Genomic DNA, 23,981 nt, shown 5'->3' on the forward strand with positions numbered 1-23,981 from the left:
GGAAGTGACGGGTGGAATCGCCGCGAGAGATTCTCAAGCGCCACGGGCTGCACGCCAAGCACAGCTGGGGACAGAACTTCCTCGGGGACGAGGGAGCGCTCCAGGAGATCGCTGAGGCGCTGGAACTGCGCAAGGACGAGCCGGTGGTGGAGCTGGGGCCGGGGCTGGGGCACCTGACGCGCTTCCTGGCGGCGACGGGGGCGCGTGTGACGGCGGTGGAGAAGGACCGGGACATGCTCGCGGTGCTGGAGAAGGAGGCCATCCCGGGGGTGCGCGTGGTGTCGGGCAACGCGGCCACGGTGGACTTCGCGCAGGCGGCGGGGGCGGAGGAGGTGGCGGTGGTGGGCAACCTCCCGTACCACCTGACGAGCTCCATCCTCTTCCAGGTGCTGGAGCAGCGGGCGCATGTGTCTCGGGCCGTGTTCACGCTCCAGAAGGAAGTGGTGGAGCGGCTGGCGGCGGAGCCGGGGACGCGGGACTACGGGCTGCTGACGGTGCTGCTGGGGCTGTACTTCGACATCGAGCACCTGTTCACGCTGGAGGCGCACCTGTTCCACCCGCCGCCGAAGGTGGACTCGGCGGTGGTGCGGCTGACGCGGCTGAAGGCGCCGCGGGCGCCGGTGGTGAGCGAGGAGCGCTTCATCCGCCTGGTGAAGGCGGCGTTCGCGCAGCGGCGCAAGACGCTGCTGAACTCGCTCAAGTCGGACCGGACGCTGGCCACGCCTGAGCAGTACGCGAAGGCGCTGGAGACGGCGGGTATCGACCCGATGCGTCGGGCAGAGACGCTCGCGCCCCAGGAGTTCGCCGCGCTGGAGCAGGCCCTGGGGCCGGTGGGCTCGCCATAGGGAAAGAGCGCTTGCGGCACCCGCACTGCGGAATCCGCAGTGCTCTCTGCACTTCCCGCATCCCTTAAGACACGCGGCTGACGTAACCACGCGAACTCACCGGTTCGCCGTGGCTGGCGCACGCCTTGCTCAAGCACAGGCCAGGAGCACGGTCCGGGTGCTCCTCCGAGAAAGACAGCTGTGCCTGTGGAGGGAGCCATGAAGAGTCTGAGCGAGCAGGGCCGAGCAGTCATGCTGGGAGCCATCCTGTCGGTGTGGGCGAGCGGTTGTGGTGCCATGACCGAGGACACCTCGACGGTGGACCCGGTACCGGAGAGCGTGCCCACCCAACCAGAGCGCGGGGGAATCGGCATGCTCCCCCCGCCGCCTCCGCCTCCGGATCAGCAGCAGCTGCCACCCCCGCTGCCGCCACCACCTCCGCCCCCGCCCCTTGGCGGAGTGGATCCGCAGCGCTCGCTCGTGGTGACCGACACCGCCATCCTCAACAAGTTCACCTTGCAGGCGGTGATGGATCAGCTCGTGGGCACCAGCGGCGTGCCCACCACGGCATTGGATCTCTTCCAGCAGTGGTGGGACACGGAGCGACCGGGCCCGGGTCTGGGCGCGGGTCCGCACTGCGACAGCCCGGGCATCGCCAACATGAACGGCTTCCCGTTCCCGTGTCGGCCCGCAGAGGGCGGCCAGGCCCTCGTGAACCCCTTCCTCAACGCCACGACGAGCCCCAGCGCCTACCTCGCGGTCGGCCTCTTCAATCGCTTTGATCTGGCGCCCACCAACGGCGCCAACTGCGGCGAGTACCGCATCGTCTTCGCCAGGCGCTCGGGCATCACCAACCCCCGCGACAGGCTCTTCGTTATCTTCGAGGCGGTGCTGCCCAATCCCACGCCAGCCCAGGGACTGGAGGGCTGCCGTCCAGTGGCCAGCTTCTGGAGCAGCCTCACCGCGGACGCGGACGTGAACTCGCGAGGCGACAAGCTGCGCAACTTCTACTTCCTGGGGCTGCCGGGCTTCGTGCCGGTGATCCACGCCGACAACCTGGGCAACCGTCCCAGCAACACCGGGCAGGTGCGCATCAACCAGTTCATGCAGCCCACCTGGAACCTGCGTGAGTTCAAGCTCCGCCGGAACTGCAGCGCCGGCCCGTGCACCGTCCAGTTCATCCCCGTGACGGTGAAGAGCAACCCGGGCGGCATCCTCTTCAACCCCGGCTCGACGCATCCGCGGACGTCGGACTTCCAGAGCGTCGTCTTCCCCGATCAGGTGGCGAGCCTGGCCGTCAACGACATCAACCTCTTCGGCCTGAGCATCCCGGACGCGTTCAACAGCGGCCAGAGCGACGCGCAGAACCCGATGGAGAACCACTACGTGAACCAGTTCGGCACGGGCCCCAGCACCCTGCGGGCGAACATCCAGAATGAGCTGAACGCCCTGGGCAGCTCGCTCACGCCGGACCAGGTGGTGGCGCGAGCCATGGCGCTCTCGTGCGCCGGCTGCCACCGCCTCAGCAACGGGGCGAACCTGGGCGGAGGCATCATCTGGCCCCCCTCGCTGGGCTTCACCCACATCTCCGAGCAGACCGACCCGGGCCCGGACGGTCCGCGCCACCGCATCTCACCGGCGCTGGTGAACACCTTCATCCCGCGCCGCAAGCAGGTGCTCGACGCGTTCCTCGGCTCCGCGTGCGGTGACAACGTGTGCCAGGCCTGGGAGACGAACGCCACCTGCGGCACGGACTGCCCGTAGCGCGCACGAGGCACTGCCTGGCCTCACCCTCTCGGGGCCGGGCGGCGGCGACTCCCCGTGTGTCAGAGGAGCCGAGCGCCCCTGGCCACGGCGCACCGGCCGGGGTAGACCCGGAGCGTGAGCACTCGACGCCCGCGAGTCCGGTCCGACAACACCCTGGGACAGGGAAAGCCCATCTTCGTGATGAGGCGCGGCGTCACCCCGCATGGACGGCTCGATGACGCCGTGACTCACGACTACATGGCGCTCACCTTCTATACGGCGGGCAGCGCCACCCTCGAACTCGAGAGCCACTGGACCGTGCGGGCGGGAGACGTCCTGCTGATCCCCGCGGGCTCGCCCCATCGCTTCAAGGAAGGGGAGCACCTCGAGGTCTGGGGGCTCGGGTTCTGTCCGGTGTGCGTCGTGGCCGAGGGCAGCGAGAGCCTCCTCGAGCCCTTCGAGCGGGTGCGCTCGGGCGCCTCGGCGGTCGTGACGATCCCCGAGAGCCGTCGGCCGTTCCTCGAGAACCTCTTTCAAGAGCTGCAGCGCGAGCTCACGGAGACCCGCGAAGGAACCCAGGTCATCCGCAAGAGCCTGACCACGCTGATCCTCGCCGAGGTCTCCCGAGCTACCTCTCGGGGCGAGCAGGCGCCAGCCGTCGATGACGTCGTCTCCAACGCCCTTCGCTTCATCGAGCGCCGCTGCCTGGAGCCCATCTCCCTGCGGGACGTGGCGGCCGCGGTCCACCGCTCGCCCGCCCACCTCACGACGGCGGTGCGGCGTGCCACGGGCCGCTCGGTCCAGGAGTGGATCATCGCCGGCCGCATGAGCGAGGCCCGCCGCCGGCTGCTCCACTCGGATGAACTCGTCGACGTCATCGCCGACCGGGTGGGCTACGCGGATGCGACGCACTTCATCCGGATCTTCCGGCGCACCCATGGCGCCACCCCGGCCGCCTGGCGAGCGCGAAACCGCCACCCGGGCACGCCGGGTTCGCGCTGAGCCCGCGGTGGGTTGGCTCGGTACCGAACTGGTATGACAAGCATACCGGTTCGCGGAGACCCGAAGGGGTCAGAGGGCTCCCTCCGCGACGAGCTCCATCGTGAGCGCGTGGTTCATCATGGCCGCCGCGGTGGTGCCTGCGTTGGCGGCGGCGAGGGCCCCCTGGAGGAGCGTCGTCAGATCGCCCGCCGCATGGATGCCGCTCACCGACGTCTGGTAGTGGGCATCGACGCGAACGAACCCCTGCTCGTCGAGCTCGAGCCCGAGCGACGCCACCAGCGCCGTCTGCCGCTGGGGAGAGCGGATGAAGAGGACGTCGCGCGCGACCTCAGAGCCCCCCTCGAGCTGCACGGCCGCGAGCCCCTCGCCATTCGAGCGGAGCCCGATGACCCGACGCTCCTCGATGCGCACGCCAGCGCGCTCGAACTTCTCCCGAGCCTCGGCGGGCACGGGAAACGCCCCATCGGTGAAGGCGATGACGTCCTTCGTCCAGCTCTTGAGGAAGAGGGCCCACTCCAGCCACTGCGCCGCGGGCACCAGGTACCCGAAGGCGCGATCGCGCACCTCCCAGCCGTGGCAGTACGGGCACACGAAGACGCTCTTGCCCCACAGGTCACGCAGGCCCGGCAGCGGCGGGAGCTCGTCCACCAGTCCAGAGCAGAGGAGCACGCGCCGGGCCGACACCGTCTCGGAGCCGAGGCGAACCGCGAAGCGCTCGCCCTGCTTCTCGATGGTGTCCACCCTCGTGTCCCTGACTTCCACGGAGGCGTAGGGCCGGAGCTGCTCGCGGGCGATGCGGCGAAACTCCGCGGGGGGCGTTCCATCCCGGGTGACGAAGCTGTGAATGTGCTCGGCCGCGGCGTTGCGTGGCGAGCCCGCATCACACAGGAGCGCTCGCTTCCTCGCCCGACCGAACATCAGAGCCGCCGCGAGCCCGGCCGGCCCACCTCCCACGATGACGACGTCGTAAGCCATGAGCTTCCTCCCAGAAGCAGTCTCCAGAGTCGTCTCTGAAGTAGCGGCCGGAGGGAGCCCGTCGGTAGCGCGGGTCTTTCGTCGGGATCGGCGGATCTTTCGGCCAGGGGAGGGGGCGCCGCGCTGCTACTTCCCCTGCATCCCGAGCGCCTTCAGCAGATCTCCGCGCTGCTCCAGGAACGCGCGGAACTCGTGCTCGGGGATGCGCATGCGCGCCAGCACGCCTCGGAGGATCTCCTCGGCGCTGCCGTCCTTGCGGCGCTTGAGCTCCAGCGCCGTCTTGAGCAGCACCACGCCATAGAGAGGATCCGGCTCCACGGCGGGTGCGGCCGGCGCCTTCGGACGGGCGGCCTGCTTGCGCTCCTCCAGCTTCACCACCGTCTTCGAGCGCTGCCTTCCGCTCATCTCCCTGCGCACCCCACGCCCACGTGTTGGATCGGCGGGCGGACCGTACGGAAACGCCCCCCGGACCGTCAAGCAGGCACGCATTCGGAATCTGTGCTATCCGCCTTTCGCGGATGGACTACCGGTACATCGTCGTCGAGGGGCCCATTGGCGTGGGCAAGACGAGCCTCTCCAACCTCCTGGCCGAGCGCTTCAGCGCCCGCCGGATCCTGGAGGTGGTGGAGGAGAACCCGTTCCTCTCCAGCTTCTACACGGATCGGCAGAAATACGCGTTCCAGACGCAGATCTTCTTCCTGCTCTCGCGCTTCCGGCAGCAACAGGAGCTGTTCCAGCAGGACCTCTTCAGCGCCATCACCGTCAGCGACTACCTGTTCGCCAAGGACCGGATCTTCGCCTGCCTCACCCTGGACTCGCACGAGCTGGCGCTCTACGACCGGGTGTTCGAGGCGCTGGGGCCTCGGGTGACCAAGCCGGACCTCGTCATCTACCTCCAGGGCCGCCTGGACGTGTTGCTGCACCGCATCAAGAAGCGGGCGCGCGAGTTCGAGCGCAAGTTCGACGCCGGCTACCTCGAGGAGCTGGTGCACGCCTACAACGACTTCTTCGCTCACTACACCGACACGCCGCTTCTGGTGGTGAACACCTCGGACATCGACTTCGTGAACAATGAAGCGGACCGAGAGGGGCTCATGGCCGCCATCCAGAAGGCGCGCACGGGAGGCACCCACCATTACGATCCGCAGACGGCCAGGCGGGCGTAGCGCCCGGGCACTCGCCTGCCTACCTCGGCATGGGGGCCCAGATAATGGGTGCCCATACGACCCAAGAGGGCGTTAGAGTACGCTCAGACCTCCGTCGATCCCCCTGGGACGGCGAGAGGTGGACAGCGCAGCACCAGTAAATACCCCCATCACCGCAAGAGGAGGTGAACCGTGAAGGACAAGGTCACCATCCACACGCTGAAGCGCTTGAAGCAGGCCGCCCAGAAGATCTGCATGGTCACGGCCTATGACGCCACGTTCGCCCGCATCCTGGATGAGTCTGGCGCGGACGTGCTGCTGGTCGGCGACTCGCTGGGCATGGTCGTCCAGGGGCATGACTCGACGCTCCCGGTGACGATGGACCAGATGATCTACCACTCCGTGGCCGTCACCCGCGGTGCCCGCCGGGCCCACGTGGTGGGGGACATGCCCTTCATGAGCTACCAGACGTCGATCGAGGCGGCGGTGCGCAACGCCGGTCGGCTCGTGGCCGAGGGTGGCGTGGGCAGCGTGAAGCTCGAGGGCGGCGCCGAGTTCGCCGACACCGTGGCGGCCATCACCCGCGCGAGCATCCCCGTCATGGGGCACCTGGGGCTGACGCCTCAGTCGGTGCACAAGATGGGCGGCTATGTGGTGCAGGGCAAGGACGAGCAGGCGGCTCGGAAGATCCTCCAGGACGCGCTCGCGCTCGAGCGGGCCGGCTGCTACGCGCTGGTGCTCGAGGGCGTTCCCGCCGAGCTGGCCCGGCAGATCACCCAGCGCCTGAGCATCCCCACCATCGGCATCGGCGCGGGAGTTGATTGCGACGGCCAGGTGCTCGTCTGTTACGACCTGCTCGGGATGAACCCGCACTTCAAGCCCAAGTTCGTGAAGCGCTACGCGGACCTGCACGGCACCATCACCGGGGCGGCGAGCGCCTTCTTCTCCGAGGTCCGCGCCGGCACCTTCCCGGACGAGGATCACTCCTTCCACTCGAAGACGCTGCGGCTGGTGGCCTCCAACGCCCACCCGGAGCCGGACGCCGCCGAGGCCACCGAGGGCACGGAGAAGATCGGCCCCATCTACGGAGTCCCGGTCTGAGCGCCATGACTCCGCAGGTCCTCCGCTCGGTGGCGGAGGTGAAGGCGTGGGCGGCGGAGCTCCGCAAGGCAGGGCGCCGGCTCGCGCTGGTGCCGACCATGGGCTTCCTGCATGAGGGGCACCTGTCCCTCATGCGGGAGGGCCGTCGCCGCGCCGACGTCGTCGCCACCTCCATCTTCGTCAACCCCACCCAGTTCGGTCCCAAGGAGGACCTGGCCCGCTACCCCCGGGACTTGGAGGGGGACCTGGCCAAGTGCGCCAGCGCGGGCGCGGACGTCGTCTTCGCTCCTGAGTCGGGCGCCATGTACCCGCCGGGCTATCAGACGTACGTGGAGGTGACGGAGGTGAGCCAGGGGCTGTGCGGCGCGCGCCGTCCCGGACACTTCCGCGGCGTGGCCACCATCGTCACCCAGCTGCTGGCCCTCTTCCGGCCCGACGTGGCCCTGTTCGGGGAGAAGGACTACCAGCAGCTCCAGGTCATCAAGGCGCTCAACCGCGATCTCCACCTGGGCGCGGAGATCGTCGGCATGCCCACCATCCGCGAGGCGGACGGGCTGGCGATGAGCTCTCGCAATGCCTACCTCGGTGCGGAGGAGCGCAAGCGGGCGCTCGCCATCTCGCGAGGACTGGGAGCGGCCCAGGGGCTGGCGCGCGCTGGCACCCTGGAGGCGTCAGCGCTCACGGAAGCGGTCCGTCGAGAGCTGCGCGCCGCGGACCTTCGGGAGGATTACGTGGAGCTGGTGGATGCCGAGCGACTCACGCCGCTGTCCACGCTCCAGCCTGGGACGCCCGCGCGCCTGCTGGTGGCCGCCTTCTGCGGAACCACCCGGCTGATCGACAACCAGCCCATCGGAGGCTAGGGGACGCGCGTATGGCCGGCGGCAAGGCGAAGGGTGGAGGCACGGGGCCGGGCGTGAAGATCATCGCCGAGAACCGCAAGGCTCGCGCCATGTACACCGTGGACGAGAAGGTGGAGGCGGGCCTCATGCTCCAGGGCAGCGAGGTGAAGGCCCTGCGCGAAGGCACGGCCAACCTGTCGGATGCCTACGCGCTCCCCAAGGGCAGCGAGCTATATCTCCTCAACGCCCACATCGGGAGCTACAAACCCGCTAATGTGTTCACGCATGAGCCGCTTCGAGGCCGTAAGCTGCTGATGCACCGTGCGGAAATCGACCGCTGGGCAGCGAAGGTGCGGGAGCGGGGTTATTCCATCATCCCGCTTGTGCTGTACTTCAAGGATGGGAAGGCCAAGGTGGAGCTGGGGCTCTGCAAGGGCAAGACCCACGAGGACCGTCGGCAGGACATCAAGGAACGGGAGACCAAGCGGGAGATGGAGCGAGAGACGCGACGCCGCTGAGCGCCCGCCCCCCCGCCGTGGACAGGATGGACAAGAAGGGTCCAGACAAGAAGGAGCGGCTGCTGGCGGCCCTGGAGCAGGGCCTGGTGATGATCCACCTGGACGCTCGGCGCCCCGGGGTGCTCGTCCCGCCGCACCTGCGCAATGAGTCCCACTTGAGGCTCAACCTCTCGTACCGGTTCGATCCGCCGGATCTCTCGGTGAGCGACTGGGGCGTGCGCTCGACGCTGAGCTTCTCGGGGACGCGCTTCACGGTGGCGGTGCCCTGGTCGGCGCTGTTCGCCATCGCCAGCCACGTGACGAAAGAACTCTTCTGGATGTACCCGGACGACATGCCGCCGGAGCTGCTCCAGCAGACGATGGTCACCAGCAAGGTGCCCCCGCAGGAGGTGCCCGGGGCCGTGCCGCCTCCCTCGGAGCCGCGCCCGCGCGCGGTGCTCCGCGAGGTGCAGGGCGAGAAGGAACCCGAGCCCGACGGCGGGCCCAGGGACGAGCCGCCCACGCCGCGCCGGGGCCACCTGCGCCTGGTGAAGTGAGGCGCCTCAGCGCTTCTTCAGCTCCACCTCGAACTGCCCGGGGGCTCGGCCGATGAACGAGCCCTTCCAGGGCTTGTACCCGCGCAGCGTCACCTCGAACTGGATCTCCTGGCCGGGGGGGTAGTCGTTGTCCATCACCAGGGGCGTCGTGCCCTTGTCCACGCCGTTCACCATCACCCGGGCGCCGGACGGCTCGCTGCCGATGATGAGGGGCGGAGGCTTGGAGGGGGTGCCCTCCATCGCGCCGCGCACCAGGCTCTGGGCGCCAGGCAGCAGCCGCTCGAGGTAGGGCCGGCCGAAGAACACGCCCGCCGCGAGCGCCCCCACCACCCCCAGGCGCAGCGCCCACCGGCCCCAGGGGAAGCGGCGCTTCGGCTGCCAGAGCGTCCCCTCGCGCGGGCCTCGCGTCTCCCACTGGAGCTGATCCGCGGGTGTCTCCAGCACGCTGGGCCCCGTCACGACCGACGTCACTCCGGGAGTCGCCAGCTCGGTGGCGCAGCGATCGCACGGCGCATGGGCCGAGGGGAGCGGCGCCTCGCAGCGAACGCAGCGGAAGACGGTGGGCGGTCGGGTCTGGAGCTCCAGCTCCGGCTCCGAGGCGGGCTTCGGGCTCACCTCCAGCGGAACCTCCCCCGTGGACTGCAGGGGCGCGCGCAGCTGGGTGCTGGCCAGGCCCTCGGAGGGCGTGGGCGGCACCAGCCGCCCGCTCTGGCTCAGCGCGGAGCTGTCCTCGGGCATCACCCACTCGGCGGAGCGCTCGTAGGAGTGGCCTGTGTGCGCGGGCTGCTCGGCGGCGAGCGGGGAGATCCATCCCGGGTCGGAAGCCGCGGACTGGGAGACGAGCGCCGAGCCTCGCCCCGGAGACATGACCCGGGTGGGAACTCCCGACGGGGGCTGAGGGGGCGGGGGCGCCTGCGGGGCCGGGGAAGTCTGGAGGGGCTGGGGGGCCGAGGCCTCGGACTGCTCCAGCAGGGTGGGGGGCAGGTTCAGCCCGCCGAGGAAGGCGGCCAGCGAGTGGGAGGAGGCGGGCTCGCCGGACCGGGCGAGGTAGCGCGCGAGCGCCTCGGCCATGGCCTCGGGCTGGGGGAAGCGCGCCTCGGGCTTCTTCTCGAGCGCGCGCATGACCACCTCGGCGAGCGGCTCGGGCACGCCGGTGAGCGGCGGAGGCGTGCCGCCCGCGATCGCCATGGCGACGATGATGGCCTCCGTGGAGTCGCTGAAGGGGTGCTGGCCGGTGAGCAGCTCGTACAGGACGATGCCCAGGGAGAACTGATCGCTGGCGGCGGTGGCGGGCCCGCCGGTGATGACCTCGGGCGCGGCATAGGAGGGCTTGCCCTTGAAGACGCCGGGCTGGGTGCCGTGGGAGACGCCCTCCAGCTTGGCGATGCCGAAGTCGGTGAGCTTCACCTCGCCCTCGCGCGAGACGAGGATGTTGGACGGCGAGATGTCGCGGTGGGCGGTGAGCACCGGCTTGCCGTTGTGCATGCGCCGGTAGGCGTGCGTCAGCCCGGCGAGCGCCTGGGCGCCGATGAAGGCCACCAGGTGGGGCGGGAAGCGCGTGCCCTGCCTCTTCGCGCGGCGCACCAGCACACCCAGGTCCCACCCGTTCACCAGCTCCATGACGAGGAACAGGCCGGTGGCGTCGTTGCCCACGTCGTAGACGGAGACGAGGTTCTGGTGGTGCAGGTGGGTGGCCAGACGCGCCTCGGAGAGGAACATGCGCGCGATGGCCTCGTCCTTGGCCAGGTACGGGAGGATGCGCTTGATGGCCACGGGCTTCTCGAAGCCTTCGGCGCCGCGCGCGATGCCCAGGAAGAGCTCCGCCATGCCTCCCGTGGCCAGGGGCCGCACGAGCCGATAGCGTTCGTTCACGGCAGTCCTCCTGGTGTCCTCAGCCCTGGGGCAGGGTGATATCGCGCAGGAGGGGCCAAGGATAGATGCCCGTGCCGTGGCCGTCGGTGAAGGCCAGGGTGAGCGCGTAGTTGCCCACCGGCTGCAGGTTCTGGATGCGCAGGTCCGCCGGCACGCGGGACGGGTCCAGCGTGCGCCGGTTCGTCCACTCGTCCACGCAGGCGGCGCAGGGGCACTGCTGGCGCAGCACCTGCGCGGTGGCGGAGCTGCTCTTTCCATCGTCCCACGTCAACGTCAGCCGCCCGCCGTCCGCAGACAGCTGCACATCCGTGGCCGACACGGGCTTGGGGGCGGGCTTGATGCGATCCCAGAAGCTCAACGGTTCACCTTCCGAAGGCAGAACAGCGCCAGGAGGTGCTTAGCATTCACCGGGCCCACATGGGAGGAGGTGCCACGTCAGGAGGCCAGCTTCACCGGCTGCCGGTGGCCTTCCAGGCGCAGGCCCTTCTTCTGGAGCACGCCGCGCAGCGCCTTCACCACGTCCGGATCCAGCTGGGCGCCGCTGAGCTTGTCGAGGATCTGCATGGCCTGCTCCAGCGGCATGGCCTTCTGGTAGGGCCGGGTGGAGGTGCAGGCGTCGAAGGTGTCCGCGCACGCGACGATGCGGGCCAGCAGCGGAATGTCCTCGCCCTTGAGCTTATCCGGGTAGCCGGTGCCGTCCCAGCGCTCGTGGTGGCTGCGCACGCAGGAGCGCACCCCGGACAGGAAGCTCACCGGGCCGATGATCGAGTCTCCGATGGCCGGGTGCTCGCGCATGATGGCCATCTCCGCGTCCGTCAGCCGCGACTGCTTGCAGAGGATGGACTCGACGATGCCGATCTTCCCGATGTCGTGGAGGATGCCGCCGTACTGCAGCTGCTTGAGCTGGCGCTCGGGCAGGCTCATCTCCCGGCCGATCTCCACCGCCACGTCGCCCACGCGCTGGCTGTGGCCGCGGGTGTACGCGTCCTTGGAGTCGATGGAGTTGGCCAGCGCGACGATCGTCTCCAGGTAGCCCTGCTCCAGGCTCTCGTAGAGCCGGCGGTTCTCCATGTCGTACGCCATGAGCTGCTTGCTCATGTAGTTGAACGTCTGGGCCAGCTCTCCCAGCTCGTTCTTCTGGCGGATCTCCACCTCCGCGCCGAACTTGCCGTTGGCCAGCTCCAGCGCCTTGGCGGTGAAGTTGCGCAGGGGCCGGGTGATGTTGCGCGAGAAGGTGGCCGCCAGCACGCACGCCACGAGGATGGCGGCGCCCAGCCCCAGGAGGATGCGCTTCTCCATGGCCTCCGCCTGGTGGTAGGCCTGCATCACCGGCTGCTCGGAGACGATGCCCCACTCCATCTCGGGCATGTGCGTGTAGGCGGCGACGATGCCGTCCTTGTCCGTGCCGAAGTTGCCGACGTGGAAGTGCTCCGAGTCCGCGCTCTGCGCCTGCGCCAGCTGCTGGAGCAGGTGCGCCACCGGCCCGCGCCGCGACACGTCCATCTCCGAGCCCAGCGCGGCGCCGCCCGCCACGAGGTGGCCATGGCGATCCGTCACATAGAAGAAGCCGCTGGAGCCCAGCCGCTCGTTCTCCATCAGCTTCTGGAGCGCCGCCAGGGAGATGTCCGCGGTGACGTAGCCCTTGACCGGATCTCCCACGGGGAAGGCCATGGTCATCACCGGCATCGCCTGGGGACCCTGGTGCACCACCTCCGAGTAGCGCACGTCGGTGAGGCCCTCCAGCAGCGCCTGGGCGCGCGCCTCGTGCTCGGCCACGGCGGTGGGAGGAATGTCGTTCACCGCGAAGGCCTGCAGGCCCGGCAGCCGCTCCTTCCGCGCGGAGAAGATGGTGATGGCCAGCACCTCGCGGCGCTGGATGAGCACCGAGGCCAGCAGGGCGCGCTGCTCCACCTCCGTGCGCGAGAAGAAGGCGCTGTTGGCCAGCGAGAGCAGCGGCTGGGTGGGCTCGGAGATGAGCTCGCCCAGCTTGAGCCGCAGCTGCTTCACGCGCTCCTGGGCCAGCTCCTGCGCGTCGCGGACGAGCAGCTCACGGGTGTGGGACACGGACAGCCACCCCACCATCACCGTGGGGATGATGCTGGCGACCAGCATCAGCAGGAGGATGGCTTTGAAGAGGCGCACGGGTGTCGTCCCTCGGAGCTACTTCCAGTTGGGCTCACCTACCTGGAGCTTCACCCGATCCTCGGTGAGCTCGAAGAGGTGCTCGGCGGATGCGTTGGACTTCTGGTTCTCGCTCAGGGCCCGGACCGTCCAGCGATAACGGCCCGCCGGCAGCGGCGGTAACTTCCACTGGGTGGTGGGCACGGTGTGGCGCAGCGGCGTGCCCGTGGCGGGCAGCACCTCCACCTCGTACTCGCGGGCGCCCGTGACGGCGCTCCACGTCAGCGTCACCGGGCCCAGCTGGCCGTTCACCGGCACGAACTTGAAGCGGTGCCCGTCGTTGGGCGCGCGCGGCCGGGGCGGCTCGAGGAGCAGCTCGGCCGACGGCGGCGCCTGGCCCTTGGCCACCTTCACCATGTGGCCCGCGTTCACCGGCTGCGTCTTGTCCTCGGCGCGCACCCGCACCGGCGGCCCCGTGTGCACCGAGACGGTGGTCTCCCCCGTCTCGTCCACCTTCACCCGGAACGTGGAGGGCTGCCCCGCGCTGGGAGAGAGCAGGGCCCACGCGCTGTCGGCGGTGTTGGCCGCGGACACGTAGTCGGCCGCCTGGAACTGGGCCTCGGCCTCCTTCAGCTTGGCGGAGGCCTCCTCGCGCCGCGCGGCGTTGCGGTCCGCCTGGGCCACGGCGTTGCGAGCCGCCGCCAGCGCGCTCATGGCCCGGGTGCGGTCGGCCTCGGCCGGCAGCTTCAGCGTGGTGCCCGCGGGCACCTCGTCGGAGGTGAGCCCATTGAGGGCCTTCAGCTCGCTGGCGCCCTTGGGATCTCCGAGCGTGCGCTCGGCGACCTGGGCCAGGGACTCGCGCTCGTTCACCACGACCTGCCGCTCCAGCGGAGTGGTGGCGAGCCATGCAAGGAGCAAGAGGGCGCTTCTCATCGGAACACGATCTCCCTTCCGGCCTGAACGGTGGCGGCGGGCGTGGAGACGGACAGCGACTGGGTGGCGGGCGTCTCCAGCGCCGCGTCCACCTGCCCCTTGAGCACCGTGAGGTCCGTGCGCTCCTGGCCGGGCCGCGGCCGTGTCTCGGCGATGGCGATCAGCGCATCCTCGCCCAGGTTCACCAGGCTGCCGTTGGGGAACTGCACCCGCGCGCTGGCGCCGGCGGAGGTGCGCACCTTGTCGTTCTCGAAGAGCGGCAGCCCCTCGCGCGCGGCCTGCCACTCGTCTCCGGTGGCGCGCTTGAGCTTGACGTCCCCGCGCACCTCCTTGAGCTGGGCGCGAGGCTCCGGCGCACGAGCAGTGGGTGGGGGTGGCGCAGCCGGCTTCTCATCGGCTTTGCAGCCGAGGGGCAAGGCCGGCAGCGCGAGGGCGAGGAGCATGTAGGTCCAGCGTCCGTTCACAAGCGGTTTCCAGGAGGCGCAGTCTAGCGTCGAAAACTTCCCGCTCACACGGGGGGCTCTACAGGGCTTGCTCGCTAGTCCGTCAGCCGACGGTGCTGGAGGCACGGCAGGTTGCGACGGATCCGGGCCAGCAGCTCCGGATCCATCGGTGCGATGGCCAGTCCTTCACCTTCGGACGCCCGCGCGGTGACGAGTCCCCACGGGTCTATCACCATTGCGTGGCCGTAGGTGATGCGCTTGTCGGAGTGGCGCCCACCCTGGGCGGGGGCGAACAGGTAGCACTGGTTCTCGATGGCCCGGGCGCGCAGGAGCACCTCCCAGTGGTCCTTGCCCGTCATGAGGGTGAAGGCCGCGGGGACGGCCAGCAGCGTGGCCCCGTCCCTGGACAGCCGCCGGTACAGCTCCGGGAAGCGCAAGTCGTAGCAGACCGACAGCCCCAGCCGGCCCAGCTCCGTGTTGGCCGCCACCACCTCGGTGCCCGGTGCCACGGCCGCGGACTCCTGGTAGGTGGCACCGTCCCCTACATCCACGTCGAACAGGTGCATCTTCCGGTAGACGGCCAGGCGCTCGCCCTGGGGGCCGAAGAGGACGCTGGTGTTGTAGAGGCGGCCGCCCGGCGCGCCGGCCTCCAGGACGGAGCCTGCCAGCAGGGTGATGCGCAGCTCGCGCGCCAGCTGGGCCATGCGCGAGAGGGTGGGGCCGTCCAGGGACTCGGCGGCGCTGGGCCGGTCGGGCTCGGAGCCCATCCAGGAGAAGTTCTCGGGCAGGCCCACCAGGCGAGCCCCCAGGCCGGCGGCCTGCCGGACGAGCCGGGTGGCCGCCTCCAGGTTGTGGGCCTTGTCCGCTGTGGACACCATCTGAGCCGCGGCGATGAGGTGCATGGGGGGGTTATAACCGGTTGCCCGAGGCGCGGAACTCTCGGGAATCATTGTCCTTGGACGCTCTGTTTCACTGCTGGGCCGGGTGCGTCATCCTTTACACCCCGTCTGGCCGTGTGCTAGGGGACCCGCCCGACATTTTTCGAAGGTCGTTTCTCGAAAAGTGGGCCGCCGCGCCCGCTTTTCTTTTTTTGGAGCCCAGGTTTCGCACGTATGGCGGAAAGCAACTTCAAGCAGACGGTGGAGGAGAAGGCGATGAGCCTGCTCGAGCCCATCGTTGCGGGCGAAGGTCTCGAGCTCGTCGACCTCGAGTTCGTCCGCGAGCGTGAGGGCTGGGTGCTCCGCCTGTTCATCGACAAGCCGGGCGGCCGGGTGGGCCTGGACGAGTGCAGCCAGGTCTCTCGCGCGGTGGATCCGGCGCTGGACGTGGAGGACTTCATTCCCCACGAGTACAACCTCGAGGTCTCCAGCCCCGGGGTCAACCGGCCGTTGAAGAAACTGGCTCACTACGAGCGGGTGAAGGGGCAGAAGGTCAAGGTGAAGACCTACGGCCCCATCGGCGACCCGCCCCGCAAGAACTTCACCGGCACGCTGACCGAGGTGTCGGGCGAGGAGATCGCGGTCGAGGTGGAGGGGGCGGGCAGCTTCCGCATCCCCTTCAAGGACATCGCCAAGGCCAACCTGGAGTTCGAGTTCTAGTCGTCGACATACAGGGCGCGCCCTCGAGCGGCGGGCCCGTGGACCCTTTCGGAGAAGACCATGCCTACTCAAGCCAACCCCAACATCAATCTGAACCTCGTCCTCGACCAGGTGGCCAAGGACAAGGGCATCGAGCGGGGTGTGCTGATCGCGACCCTCGAGGACGCGATGAAGACCGCGGCCAAGAAGCACTTCGGCCAGGACCGGAACCTCGAGGCCAAGTACGACCCTGAGAAGGGCGTGGTGGAGCTCTTCCAGGCCATCGTCGTCGTCGACGAGATCACCGACCCCGTGCAGGCGGTGAACCAGATCCTCATGGCCGAGGCCCGCAGGAAGGGCATGGAAGTGGAGGCCGGCGACGAGCTGGTGTTCCAGATCTTCTACCGTGACGAGGACGCCGCCGAGGCCAAGGCCCAGGACGACCAGTACGGGGACATCCTCCGGCTGAAGACGTTCCGCCGCGGCTTCGGCCGCATCGCCGCGCAGACGGCCAAGCAAGTGATTCTGCAGCGCACCCGCGACGCGGAGCGCGAGAACGTCTTCAACGAGTACAAGGACCGCAAGAACGAGATCGTCACCGGCATCGCCCGTCGGTTCGAGCGCGGCAACATCATCGTGGACCTGGGCCGCGCCGAGGCCGTGCTGCCGGTGCGCGAGCAGGTGCCGCGCGAGACGTACCGCCCGGGCGACCGCGTCCAGGCGTACGTGCTGGACGTGCTGCGCGAGTCCAAGGGCCCTCAGATCGTCCTGAGCCGCGCCTCGGTGAACCTGCTGACCAAGCTGTTCGAGATGGAGGTGCCCGAGATCGCCGAGGGCATCGTCGTCATCGAGGCGGCGGCCCGTGAGCCGGGCGGCCGCGCGAAGATCGCCGTCAGCAGCCGGGACTCGGACGTGGATCCGGTGGGCGCGTGCGTGGGCATGAAGGGCAGCCGCGTGCAGGCGGTGGTGCAGGAGCTGCGCGGCGAGAAGATCGACATCGTCCCCTACGACGAGGATCCGGCCCGCTTCGTGTGCGCCGCGCTGGCGCCCGCCGAGGTCAGCCGCGTCATCATCGACGAGGCCAACCACGCCATGGAGCTCATCGTCCCGGACGACCAGCTGTCGCTGGCCATCGGTCGGCGCGGACAGAACGTGCGCCTGGCCGCCCAGCTCACCGGCTGGAAGCTGGACATCAACAGCGAGAGCCGCGTGCGCGAGATGCGCGAGTTCGCCAACCGCTCGCTGGGGGCCCTGCCGGGCGTCAACGAGATGCTCATCGAGACGCTCTACGCCCACGGCTTCCGCCAGGCCAAGGACGTCGCCGAGGCCAGCCCCGAGGTGCTCGCCCAGATTCCGGGCCTGGACCCCTCGCGCATCCCCGCGATGCAGGAGGCGGCCCGCAAGCAGATGGTGGATGACGCCGCCGAGCTGTCGCGCATGGACCACGAGCGCGAGCAGGCCCGCATCGCCGAGGCTCGCCGCCACCCGGACGAGCTCAGTCAGGCCGAGCGCATGGCTCGCGTGCGAGGGCTCGGTGAGAAGACCATCGAGGCCCTCATGTCCACCGGCTACAAGACGGTGGAGGACATCGCCAACGAGAAGGACCTGCAGAAGCTCGGCGACGTGCCGGGCGTCGGCATCAAGAAGGCCCGCCAGCTCAAGAGCGCGGCCGAGAACTATCTGGTGGAGGAGGCCAAGCTCCGGGCCGAGCTGAACGCCGAGCGCGGCATGCCACCTCCTTCCGCGACCGGGAGCGCGGAAGTCACCAAGTCGCCGTAAGCTAGGGAGCCGGAGGGGGGATGAGCCCGAAAACCCGTTCCGGTTCACAGCAGGGCCCTCTCCCCGAAGGGCCCGTTCGCAGTTGTGTCGGTTGTGGTGCCAGAAAGGCACAAGGGGAATTGACGCGGGTCGCTCTGGACCCGGAGGGGGAGGTCGTGGTGGACAGGGAGAGGAGGTTGCCCGGACGGGGCGCCTACCTCTGCGGTGCCGGATGTCTGACGGCGGCGCTCAAACGGAAGGCCTTCGGGCGAGCCTTCCGTGGCAAGGCGGGCAAGGTTGACCCGTCGAAGCTCGAGCAGGCGTGGGAGCCTGGCTCGGAGCGTTGAGCGGTGGGGTGGGGGAGTGGGTGTTAGGGACCACTCGCGGACATTTTTGGATTAGGGTGCTGCGCCCTCGAGAAGTTGGCGGAGCAGAAGGCCAAGCAACGTATGTCGAAGAAGCGCGTTCACGAAATCGCGAAAGAGCTCAAGGGCCACGGCATTGAGCTCGACAACAAAGAGGTCGTCACCGAGCTTGCGGCGCTTGGTTACGACGTCAAGAGCCACTCGTCTTCGCTTGATGACGATCAGGCGACGGCTGCGGTCCAGAAGATCCTGGACAAGCGCAAGCCGAAGCAGGCCGCCGCGCCGGTGACGGCCAAGGGCTTCGTGGTGCGCCGCAAGGTCGGCGCCCCCACGGGCTCGTCGTCCGATGGCTTGCAGGATGCCCAGCAGCCGTCCGAGGCGGCCCATCAGCAGCCGCCTCCGCAGCAGTCCGAGCCGGCCGCCGAGCCGCCGCGTGCCGCCCAGCTCGAGCAGCCCGCCGCCCCCGAGGCGACGGCGCAGCCGGCTCAGCCCGAGCCGCCCGCTGCTGTCGAGCCGCCGCGCGCCGCTCAGCCCGAGCAGCCCGCCGCCCCCGAGGCGACGGCGCAGCCGGCTCAGCCCGAGCCGCCCGCCGCTGTCGAGCCGCCGCGTGCCGCTCAGCCCGAGCAGCCCGCCGCCGCGGCGGCCCCGGTCGCCCCGCCCGCTCCCGCGGTCGAGACGCCTCCGGCCGTTGCCGCGAGGCCCGAGACTCCGGCAGTTCCCCAGGCCGCCCAGCCGACGGCCACGCCTCCGCAGCGCTTCCCCACTCAGGAGAGGACCTCCTTGCCCTCCAATCCGCCTCGCACGCCGGTTCCGCCGACGGTCCGGTCTCCCGGCACGCAGGCCACTGTCATCTCCCGTCCGCCTCAGGGCGCGGGTATGTCGGGTCGTCCGGGAGGGCCGCAGGGTGGCCGTCCCATGGGCCCCGGTGGTCGTCCGGGCGGTCCTGGTGGTCATGGCGGTCGTCCGGGGGGGCCGGGTGGCCACGGCGGTCGTCCGGGGGGGCCGGGTGGTCCGGGAGCACGCCCCGGTGGCCCGAGCTCGGGTCCGGTGCGTCCGACCTCGCCCGCGCAGGCAGGCGCCCAGGCTTCCTCGGCGCAGCCGGGGCAGAACGTCACCATGGTCGGTGGCGTCCCTCACGCCCCGTCGCAGGGAGACACGCGCCAGCTTCGCCCCACGGCGACGCAGGCCGTCGTCATCTCCCGCCCGCTGATCCAGGTGCGTCGCGTCACGCCGACCACCACCCAGCAGAAGCAGTACCCGATGGCGCCGGGCAAGAAGGCCATCGGCGAGGTGCGCGAGTTCAGGGTCGTCCCGGATCACGCCGGGCGCGGTCGCGAGCTGGTCGACGTCTCCAAGAACAAGGACAAGGCCCCGCGCAAGAGGGGCGGGCCCAATGACACGGCCGTCTCCAAGCAGGAGCTCTCGGACCTCGTCTGGGGCCGCGTCAACATCCCCATCCGTGGCAAGAAGAAGAAGCCCACGAAGAAGGGCGCCAAGACGCAGATCACCCAGATGGCCGAGGAGAAGAAGGTCATCAAGCTCCAGGAGGGCATCAGCGTGTCCGACCTGGGCCAGCGCATGGGTGTGCGCACCGCGGACATCATCAAGAAGCTGATGGGTCTGGGGAAGATGGCCACCGCCAACCAGCTCATCGACGCGGACACCGCGGAGATGATCGCCACCGACTACGGCTGGAAGGTGGATCGCGTCGGCTTCGAGGTCGAGGACTACCTGCCCGAGGTGGAGGCGAAGCCCGAGGACGAGCGTGCTCGCCCGCCCGTGGTCACCGTCATGGGCCACGTCGACCACGGCAAGACGAGCCTGCTGGACGCCATCCGCGCCGCCAACGTGGCCTCGGGTGAGGCCGGCGGCATCACCCAGCACATCGGCGCCTACAGCGTCACCACGGCGCGCGGGGACATCACGTTCCTCGACACGCCGGGCCACGAGGCCTTCACCTCCATGCGCGCCCGCGGCGCCAACGTCACGGACGTGGTCATCCTGGTGGTGGCCGCCGACGACGGCGTGATGCCGCAGACGGTCGAGGCCATCAAGCACGCCAAGGCCGCCGAGGTGCCCATCGTCGTCGCCATCAACAAGATGGACGTGCCGGGCGCCAACCCGGACCGCGTGAAGAAGGACCTGGCCAACCACGAGCTGGTGCCCGAGGAGTGGGGCGGCGACACCATCATGGTGCCCGTGTCCGCCAAGCAGAAGACGGGCCTGGACCTGCTCCTGGAGAACGTCGTCCTCCAGGCGGAGGTCCTCGAGCTGACGTCCAATCCGAAGCGGCCGGCGGTGGGTGCCATCATCGAGGCCAAGCTGGATCGCGGCCGTGGCCCCGTGGCCACCGTGCTGGTGCAGGAGGGCACGCTCAAGCTGGGCGACGCCATCGTCACCGGGACGCACTACGGCCGCGTGCGCGCGATGAACAACAGCCGCGGCGAGCAGGTGAAGGAAGTGCTCCCTGGCTACTGCGCGGAGGTCATCGGCCTGTCCGGCGTGCCCACCGCGGGTGACGCCATCAACGTGGTCGCGGACGAGAAGGCCGCCAAGCAGATCGGCGATCACCGCGCCATGAAGGAGCGTCAGGTGGAGCTCAGCAAGGTCAGCCGCGAGACGCTGGATCAGCTCTTCGCCAAGACCAAGGCGGGCGGCGGCCCCAAGGAGCTGCGCGTCGTCATCAAGGCGGACGTGCAGGGCTCGGCCGAGGCCGTCAAGCAGGCCCTCACCAAGCTCACCGGCCCCAAGGTGCGGGTGGAGATCATCGACACCGGCGTGGGCGCCATCACCGAGTCGGACGTCATGCGTGCGGCCGCCTCCAAGGGGCTGGTGGTGGGCTTCAACGTGAAGCCGGAGTCCGGCGCGGAGGCCGCGGCCAAGGCCCAGCAGGTGACGCTGCAGACGTACAGCATCATCTACGAGCTCATCGATGGTGTCCGTACGGCCATGGAGGAGCTGCTGGAGCCCATCCGCACCGAGCGCAAGCTGGGGCGCGCCGAGGTCCGCAACACGTTCAACGTGCCGAAGCTGGGCACCATCGCCGGCGCCGCGGTGCTGGACGGTGTCATCAAGCGTGGCGCGTTCGTGCGGCTCATGCGCGAGAACAAGCAGCTCTTCGCCGGGAAGATGGCGTCGCTCAGGCGCTTCAAGGACGACGTCAAGGAAGTGGCCCAGGGCTTCGAGTGCGGTATCGGCATCGAGAACTACAACGATCTCAAGCCCGGCGACATCATCGAGGCCTACGAGATCGAGGAGACTCGTCAGAGCCTGACCTAGCCCCAGGTCGCCTTCGGAGCAGTTCACCGTTGGCCCCGGCGGCCGGCCGATGCGCCGCCGCCGGGCAAGGGGTCTCCCATGTTCGTCTGTGTCGCACGCCTCACCCTGCAGATTCACGAGAGCGGCTCGCTCAAGGCCAAGCGCCAGGTCCTCCGCCGGGTGACCGAGCGGGTGAAGGCTCGCTTCAACGTCGCCGTCGCCGAGGTGGATGATCAGGACCTCTGGCAGAAGGCCACCATCGCCCTGGCCGTCGTGGGCAACGAGCGCGCCCACGTGGATGAGCAGATGGAGAAGATCATCCACTTCGTGGAGGAGATGTACGTGGCTCCGCTGATGACCCGGGAGAAGGAGATCCTGGCCTTCGGCGACAAGCTCTTCGCCCATGACGTGGCGCCCGCCGGCGCCGCCAGCTCCAAGGCCAGGGCCAGCTCCGACGGTGACGCCGAGGAGGCGGAGGAGGAAGAGCAGGGCTTGAGCCCCGACGAGCTGATTGCCAGCTTGAACCGCGCGGAGCGCTCTCTGGCGGAGGCCGAGGGGATGGCGGACTGGGACCGGCGGCACGAGGGGAAGGAGAGCGTTGGGAGGCCCGCGCCCTCGGGTGGGGGACCGTTGACGCTGGATGAAGCCCGGGCGCGCGCGCGCAACCTGCGCAACCCCCGGGACTGGGAGAAGAAATGAGCACGCATTCTCGACCGGAGCGCGTCGGCCAGGAGATCCAGGCCGCCATCGGGCAGATCCTCGCCCGCGGCGAGCTGAGGGATCCGCGCATCGGCTACATCACCATCACCGGCGTCAAGGTCTCCCCGGACCTGCGCGTGGCCCGCGTCTTCTATTCCATGATCGGCTCCGAGAAGGAGCGCGAGGAGACGCAGAAGGGCCTGGACGCCGCCAAGGGCTTCGTGCGCCGCGAGGTGACGGCCGCCGTCAACCTGCGCGTCTCCCCGGAGATCTTCTTCACCTTCGACGAGTCGGTGGGGGAGGGGGACAAGATCGACCGCCTCCTTCGCGAGGTTCGCGAGAAGGAAGGCTGGTAACCGCCTCGCGCGGCATCCATGATGTCAGTAGCCATGGACGGCGTCCTCGTCATCGACAAACCCTCGGGGCCCACTTCCTTTGACGTGGTGCGGCAGGTGCGCGCGCTGCTGAAGGTGAAGAAGGCAGGGCACACCGGCACCCTCGACCCGATGGCGACGGGAGTGCTGCCGATCTGCCTCGGGGAGGCCACCAAGGTGGCGGGCCTCATCACCGAGAGCGACAAGGCCTACGAGGCCACCGTCCGCCTGGGCGTGGAGACGGACACCCAGGATGCCCAGGGCAAGGTGACGGCCGAGGCGCCGGTGCCGCCCCTGAACGCCGCCCTGCTGGAGACGGCGCTGGCCCCCTTCCGGGGCACCTTCGAGCAGGTGCCGCCCATGTACTCGGCGGTGAGGGTGGCCGGAAAGCGCCTCTACGAGCTGGCCCGGGCCGGCGAGGAGGTCGAGCGGGCGAGCCGCCAGGTCACCGTCTACGAGCTGACGCTGCGCGACTTCTCCTCAAACCAGCTCAAGCTCACGGTGCGCTGCTCCAAGGGCTTCTTCGTCCGCACGCTCGCCTATGACATCGGCCGGGCGCTGGGCTGTGGGGCCCACCTGGAAGCGCTGCGTCGTACGGTGAGCGGGCCCTTCACCCTGGCCCAGTCGCTGCCGCTGGCGGAGCTGCCGGCGCTGGCGCAGGACCGGGCGGCGGTGGCGCGCAAGCTGCTGTCCCTCTCGGAGGCGCTGGCCCACCTGCCCTCCCTGCGCGTGAGCGCGGCGGACGCGGCCCGGGTGACGCACGGCGTGCCGCTGGAGGCCCCGCCCATGCAGGGCCGCATCCGCGTGCTCGGACCGGACGGCGCGCTGCTGGCCGTCGCTGAAGTGGTGAAGGGCCGGCTGAGCTACCTGCGCGTGCTCGCCTGATTGGGGAGTTCTTGGCCCGCGCGCTCGACATCATGGTGGTGGTGGCCCCGCCGCTCCGCAACGCCTTCGAGGGGCGCTCCGTGGTGAGCCTGGGCCTGCCCGCCACCGCGGACCTCGGGGACGTGGTGGAGACGCTGCTGCGGCTCTACCCGAGGACCCGGAGCCTGCTGGCGGGGGACCGGGGCACTCCCGGCGGCCGCTACATGCACCTGGTCATCGGTGAGACGTCGAGCCGCCAGGAGCGGGGCTCAGGGCTCGCTGCCGGACACAAGGTCTTCGTTTTCGCCCTGTCCCGTCCTCCAGCGAGCAACCAGCCAGGCCTTGAAGGTTGACCGCTGATGTAGGCGAAGCTTATAAGCCCCCGGATCGTTAGTAGAGAAAGGCCCGGTCTGTACCCCTCCGCGGACCGCGGCGCCTCGTAGTTCCACCGGAGCGGGGTTTTCGAGAGAGAGAAACATGTCGTTGCATCAGGAGCGTAAGTCAGAGCTGGTCACGAAGTTCCGGACCCACGAGACGGACACCGGGTCTCCCGAGGTGCAGGTGGCGCTGCTGTCCGAGCGCATCAACATGCTCACCGAGCACTTCAAGACCCACAAGAAGGACCACCACTCTCGGCGCGGTCTGCTGAAGCTGGTCGGTCAGCGCCGTCGGCTCCTGGACTACCTCAAGACCAAGGATACCGCGCGGTACCGCAAGCTCATCGAGGGCCTCGGCATCCGCAAGTAGGCTCGCAGCACCTGGGGCGCTGGCATCCACCAGCGCCCCTTGCGTTTGTGGTGTGTCGTCGTTTGGACGTTGGAAGTGAAGTGAAGTGAAGTGAGGAGGGGCGAGGAAGGAGCAAGGGCGTGGGGTGCTGGCGGAGGTTTTGGTTTCCGTTCGGAGAGGCCGACAGGCGTCGGCCTCCGCGATCAGGGATCAAAATTCCGCGGGATCCCTCTCCGGCGCTCCCAGGCGCCCCAATGTGCAGTCAGACCGCGGTTGCCTGATTCCGCCTGTCTCAAGGCCTGGCG

The 23,981-nt window shown here is 69.4% G+C and carries 25 protein-coding genes; 17 read left to right on the forward strand and 8 right to left on the reverse strand.

The features are described 5' to 3' along the window. Positions 1–11: 11 nt before the first annotated feature. The 3 genes from rsmA (at position 12) to KY572_RS24665 (ending at position 3,572) form a co-directional block, all read left to right on the forward strand. Complete coding sequence (gene rsmA / locus KY572_RS24655; RefSeq protein WP_224245402.1) at positions 12–845, forward strand: 16S rRNA (adenine(1518)-N(6)/adenine(1519)-N(6))-dimethyltransferase RsmA; 834 nt, start codon at positions 12–14, stop codon at positions 843–845. A gap of 198 nt (positions 846–1,043) precedes the next feature. After that, a complete protein-coding gene (locus tag KY572_RS24660) occupies positions 1,044–2,588 on the forward strand; it encodes a hypothetical protein (RefSeq protein ID WP_224245403.1) in 1,545 nt (514 codons plus the stop codon). Between the two features lie 117 nt (positions 2,589–2,705). Further along, positions 2,706–3,572, forward strand: a complete 867-nt coding sequence (locus tag KY572_RS24665) for an AraC family transcriptional regulator (protein WP_224245404.1) — start codon at positions 2,706–2,708, stop codon at positions 3,570–3,572. Between the two features lie 69 nt (positions 3,573–3,641). Here KY572_RS24665 and KY572_RS24670 read toward each other — a convergent pair whose 3' ends face one another. Together KY572_RS24670 and KY572_RS24675 are read right to left on the reverse strand one after the other, a co-directional pair. Further along, complete coding sequence (locus KY572_RS24670; RefSeq protein WP_224245405.1) at positions 3,642–4,547, reverse strand: NAD(P)/FAD-dependent oxidoreductase; 906 nt, start codon at positions 4,545–4,547, stop codon at positions 3,642–3,644. A gap of 126 nt (positions 4,548–4,673) precedes the next feature. Beyond that, complete coding sequence (locus tag KY572_RS24675; RefSeq protein WP_224245406.1) at positions 4,674–4,952, reverse strand: hypothetical protein; 279 nt, start codon at positions 4,950–4,952, stop codon at positions 4,674–4,676. A 113-nt stretch (positions 4,953–5,065) separates the two neighbouring features. On the opposite strand from KY572_RS24675, the gene KY572_RS24680 reads away from it, so the two are divergent. From KY572_RS24680 to KY572_RS24700, 5 genes are all read left to right on the forward strand, one after another. Beyond that, positions 5,066–5,713, forward strand: a complete 648-nt coding sequence (locus KY572_RS24680) for a deoxynucleoside kinase (RefSeq protein ID WP_224245407.1) — start codon at positions 5,066–5,068, stop codon at positions 5,711–5,713. A 171-nt stretch (positions 5,714–5,884) separates the two neighbouring features. Beyond that, the gene (gene panB / locus KY572_RS24685; protein WP_224245408.1) at positions 5,885–6,793 is read left to right on the forward strand and encodes a 3-methyl-2-oxobutanoate hydroxymethyltransferase; all 909 of its coding nucleotides are present in this window, start codon (positions 5,885–5,887) and stop codon (positions 6,791–6,793) included. Between the two features lie 5 nt (positions 6,794–6,798). Further along, positions 6,799–7,653, forward strand: coding sequence for a pantoate--beta-alanine ligase (gene panC, locus KY572_RS24690; protein ID WP_224245409.1), 855 nt, complete (start codon positions 6,799–6,801; stop codon positions 7,651–7,653). 11 nt (positions 7,654–7,664) lie between these two features. Continuing rightward, positions 7,665–8,150, forward strand: coding sequence for an SsrA-binding protein SmpB (smpB, locus tag KY572_RS24695; protein ID WP_224245410.1), 486 nt, complete (start codon positions 7,665–7,667; stop codon positions 8,148–8,150). A gap of 26 nt (positions 8,151–8,176) precedes the next feature. Next, positions 8,177–8,686: a ClpXP protease specificity-enhancing factor SspB gene (locus KY572_RS24700; RefSeq protein WP_224245411.1), complete on the forward strand. Its 510-nt coding sequence runs from the start codon at positions 8,177–8,179 to the stop codon at positions 8,684–8,686. A gap of 6 nt (positions 8,687–8,692) precedes the next feature. Here KY572_RS24700 and KY572_RS24705 read toward each other — a convergent pair whose 3' ends face one another. The 6 genes from KY572_RS24705 to KY572_RS24730 form a co-directional block, all read right to left on the reverse strand. Next, positions 8,693–10,558 (reverse strand): protein kinase domain-containing protein, encoded by a 1,866-nt coding sequence (locus KY572_RS24705; RefSeq protein ID WP_224245412.1) that lies wholly within the window; start codon positions 10,556–10,558, stop codon positions 8,693–8,695. A 19-nt stretch (positions 10,559–10,577) separates the two neighbouring features. Beyond that, positions 10,578–10,916 (reverse strand): DUF971 domain-containing protein, encoded by a 339-nt coding sequence (locus KY572_RS24710; RefSeq protein WP_224245413.1) that lies wholly within the window; start codon positions 10,914–10,916, stop codon positions 10,578–10,580. A gap of 77 nt (positions 10,917–10,993) precedes the next feature. Continuing rightward, positions 10,994–12,700: an HD domain-containing phosphohydrolase gene (locus tag KY572_RS24715; RefSeq protein ID WP_224245414.1), complete on the reverse strand. Its 1,707-nt coding sequence runs from the start codon at positions 12,698–12,700 to the stop codon at positions 10,994–10,996. A gap of 18 nt (positions 12,701–12,718) precedes the next feature. After that, complete coding sequence (locus KY572_RS24720) at positions 12,719–13,612, reverse strand: LysM peptidoglycan-binding domain-containing protein (protein ID WP_224245415.1); 894 nt, start codon at positions 13,610–13,612, stop codon at positions 12,719–12,721. Continuing rightward, positions 13,609–14,076 (reverse strand): FecR domain-containing protein, encoded by a 468-nt coding sequence (locus KY572_RS24725; protein ID WP_224245416.1) that lies wholly within the window; start codon positions 14,074–14,076, stop codon positions 13,609–13,611. Before KY572_RS24725 ends, KY572_RS24720 begins: the two co-directional genes overlap by 4 nt. A gap of 74 nt (positions 14,077–14,150) precedes the next feature. Then, positions 14,151–14,957, reverse strand: coding sequence for a carbon-nitrogen hydrolase family protein (locus KY572_RS24730; protein ID WP_224245417.1), 807 nt, complete (start codon positions 14,955–14,957; stop codon positions 14,151–14,153). Positions 14,958–15,167: 210 nt separating this feature from the next. Between KY572_RS24730 and KY572_RS24735 the strand changes: the two genes are divergently transcribed. The 9 genes from KY572_RS24735 to rpsO all read left to right on the forward strand — a co-directional run bounded on the left by KY572_RS24735 (position 15,168) and on the right by rpsO (position 23,697). Further along, positions 15,168–15,653 carry a ribosome maturation factor RimP gene (locus KY572_RS24735; protein ID WP_224245418.1) on the forward strand — a complete coding sequence of 162 codons (486 nt, stop codon included), beginning with the start codon at positions 15,168–15,170 and terminating at the stop codon, positions 15,651–15,653. Between the two features lie 60 nt (positions 15,654–15,713). Further along, positions 15,714–17,411 carry a transcription termination factor NusA gene (nusA, locus tag KY572_RS24740; protein ID WP_224245419.1) on the forward strand — a complete coding sequence of 566 codons (1,698 nt, stop codon included), beginning with the start codon at positions 15,714–15,716 and terminating at the stop codon, positions 17,409–17,411. A gap of 20 nt (positions 17,412–17,431) precedes the next feature. Next, on the forward strand, positions 17,432–17,737 hold the full coding sequence (locus KY572_RS24745; protein ID WP_224245420.1) for a YlxR family protein: 306 nt from the start codon (positions 17,432–17,434) through the stop codon (positions 17,735–17,737). Between the two features lie 102 nt (positions 17,738–17,839). Next, entirely contained in the window at positions 17,840–21,034 is a 3,195-nt protein-coding gene (gene infB / locus KY572_RS24750; protein ID WP_224245421.1) for a translation initiation factor IF-2, read from the forward strand. 78 nt (positions 21,035–21,112) lie between these two features. Next, positions 21,113–21,712, forward strand: coding sequence for a DUF503 domain-containing protein (locus tag KY572_RS24755; RefSeq protein ID WP_224245422.1), 600 nt, complete (start codon positions 21,113–21,115; stop codon positions 21,710–21,712). After that, positions 21,709–22,068: a 30S ribosome-binding factor RbfA gene (rbfA, locus tag KY572_RS24760; RefSeq protein ID WP_224245423.1), complete on the forward strand. Its 360-nt coding sequence runs from the start codon at positions 21,709–21,711 to the stop codon at positions 22,066–22,068. Before KY572_RS24755 ends, rbfA begins: the two co-directional genes overlap by 4 nt. Positions 22,069–22,101: 33 nt before the next feature. Next, positions 22,102–22,971 carry a tRNA pseudouridine(55) synthase TruB gene (gene truB, locus KY572_RS24765; protein WP_224245424.1) on the forward strand — a complete coding sequence of 290 codons (870 nt, stop codon included), beginning with the start codon at positions 22,102–22,104 and terminating at the stop codon, positions 22,969–22,971. 11 nt (positions 22,972–22,982) lie between these two features. Continuing rightward, positions 22,983–23,303, forward strand: a complete 321-nt coding sequence (locus KY572_RS24770) for a hypothetical protein (RefSeq protein WP_224245425.1) — start codon at positions 22,983–22,985, stop codon at positions 23,301–23,303. A 124-nt stretch (positions 23,304–23,427) separates the two neighbouring features. Beyond that, complete coding sequence (rpsO, locus tag KY572_RS24775; protein WP_224245426.1) at positions 23,428–23,697, forward strand: 30S ribosomal protein S15; 270 nt, start codon at positions 23,428–23,430, stop codon at positions 23,695–23,697. Positions 23,698–23,981 lie beyond the last annotated feature (284 nt).

Source organism: Hyalangium gracile (assembly GCF_020103725.1).
Taxonomy (GTDB): Bacteria; Myxococcota; Myxococcia; order Myxococcales; family Myxococcaceae; genus Hyalangium; species Hyalangium gracile.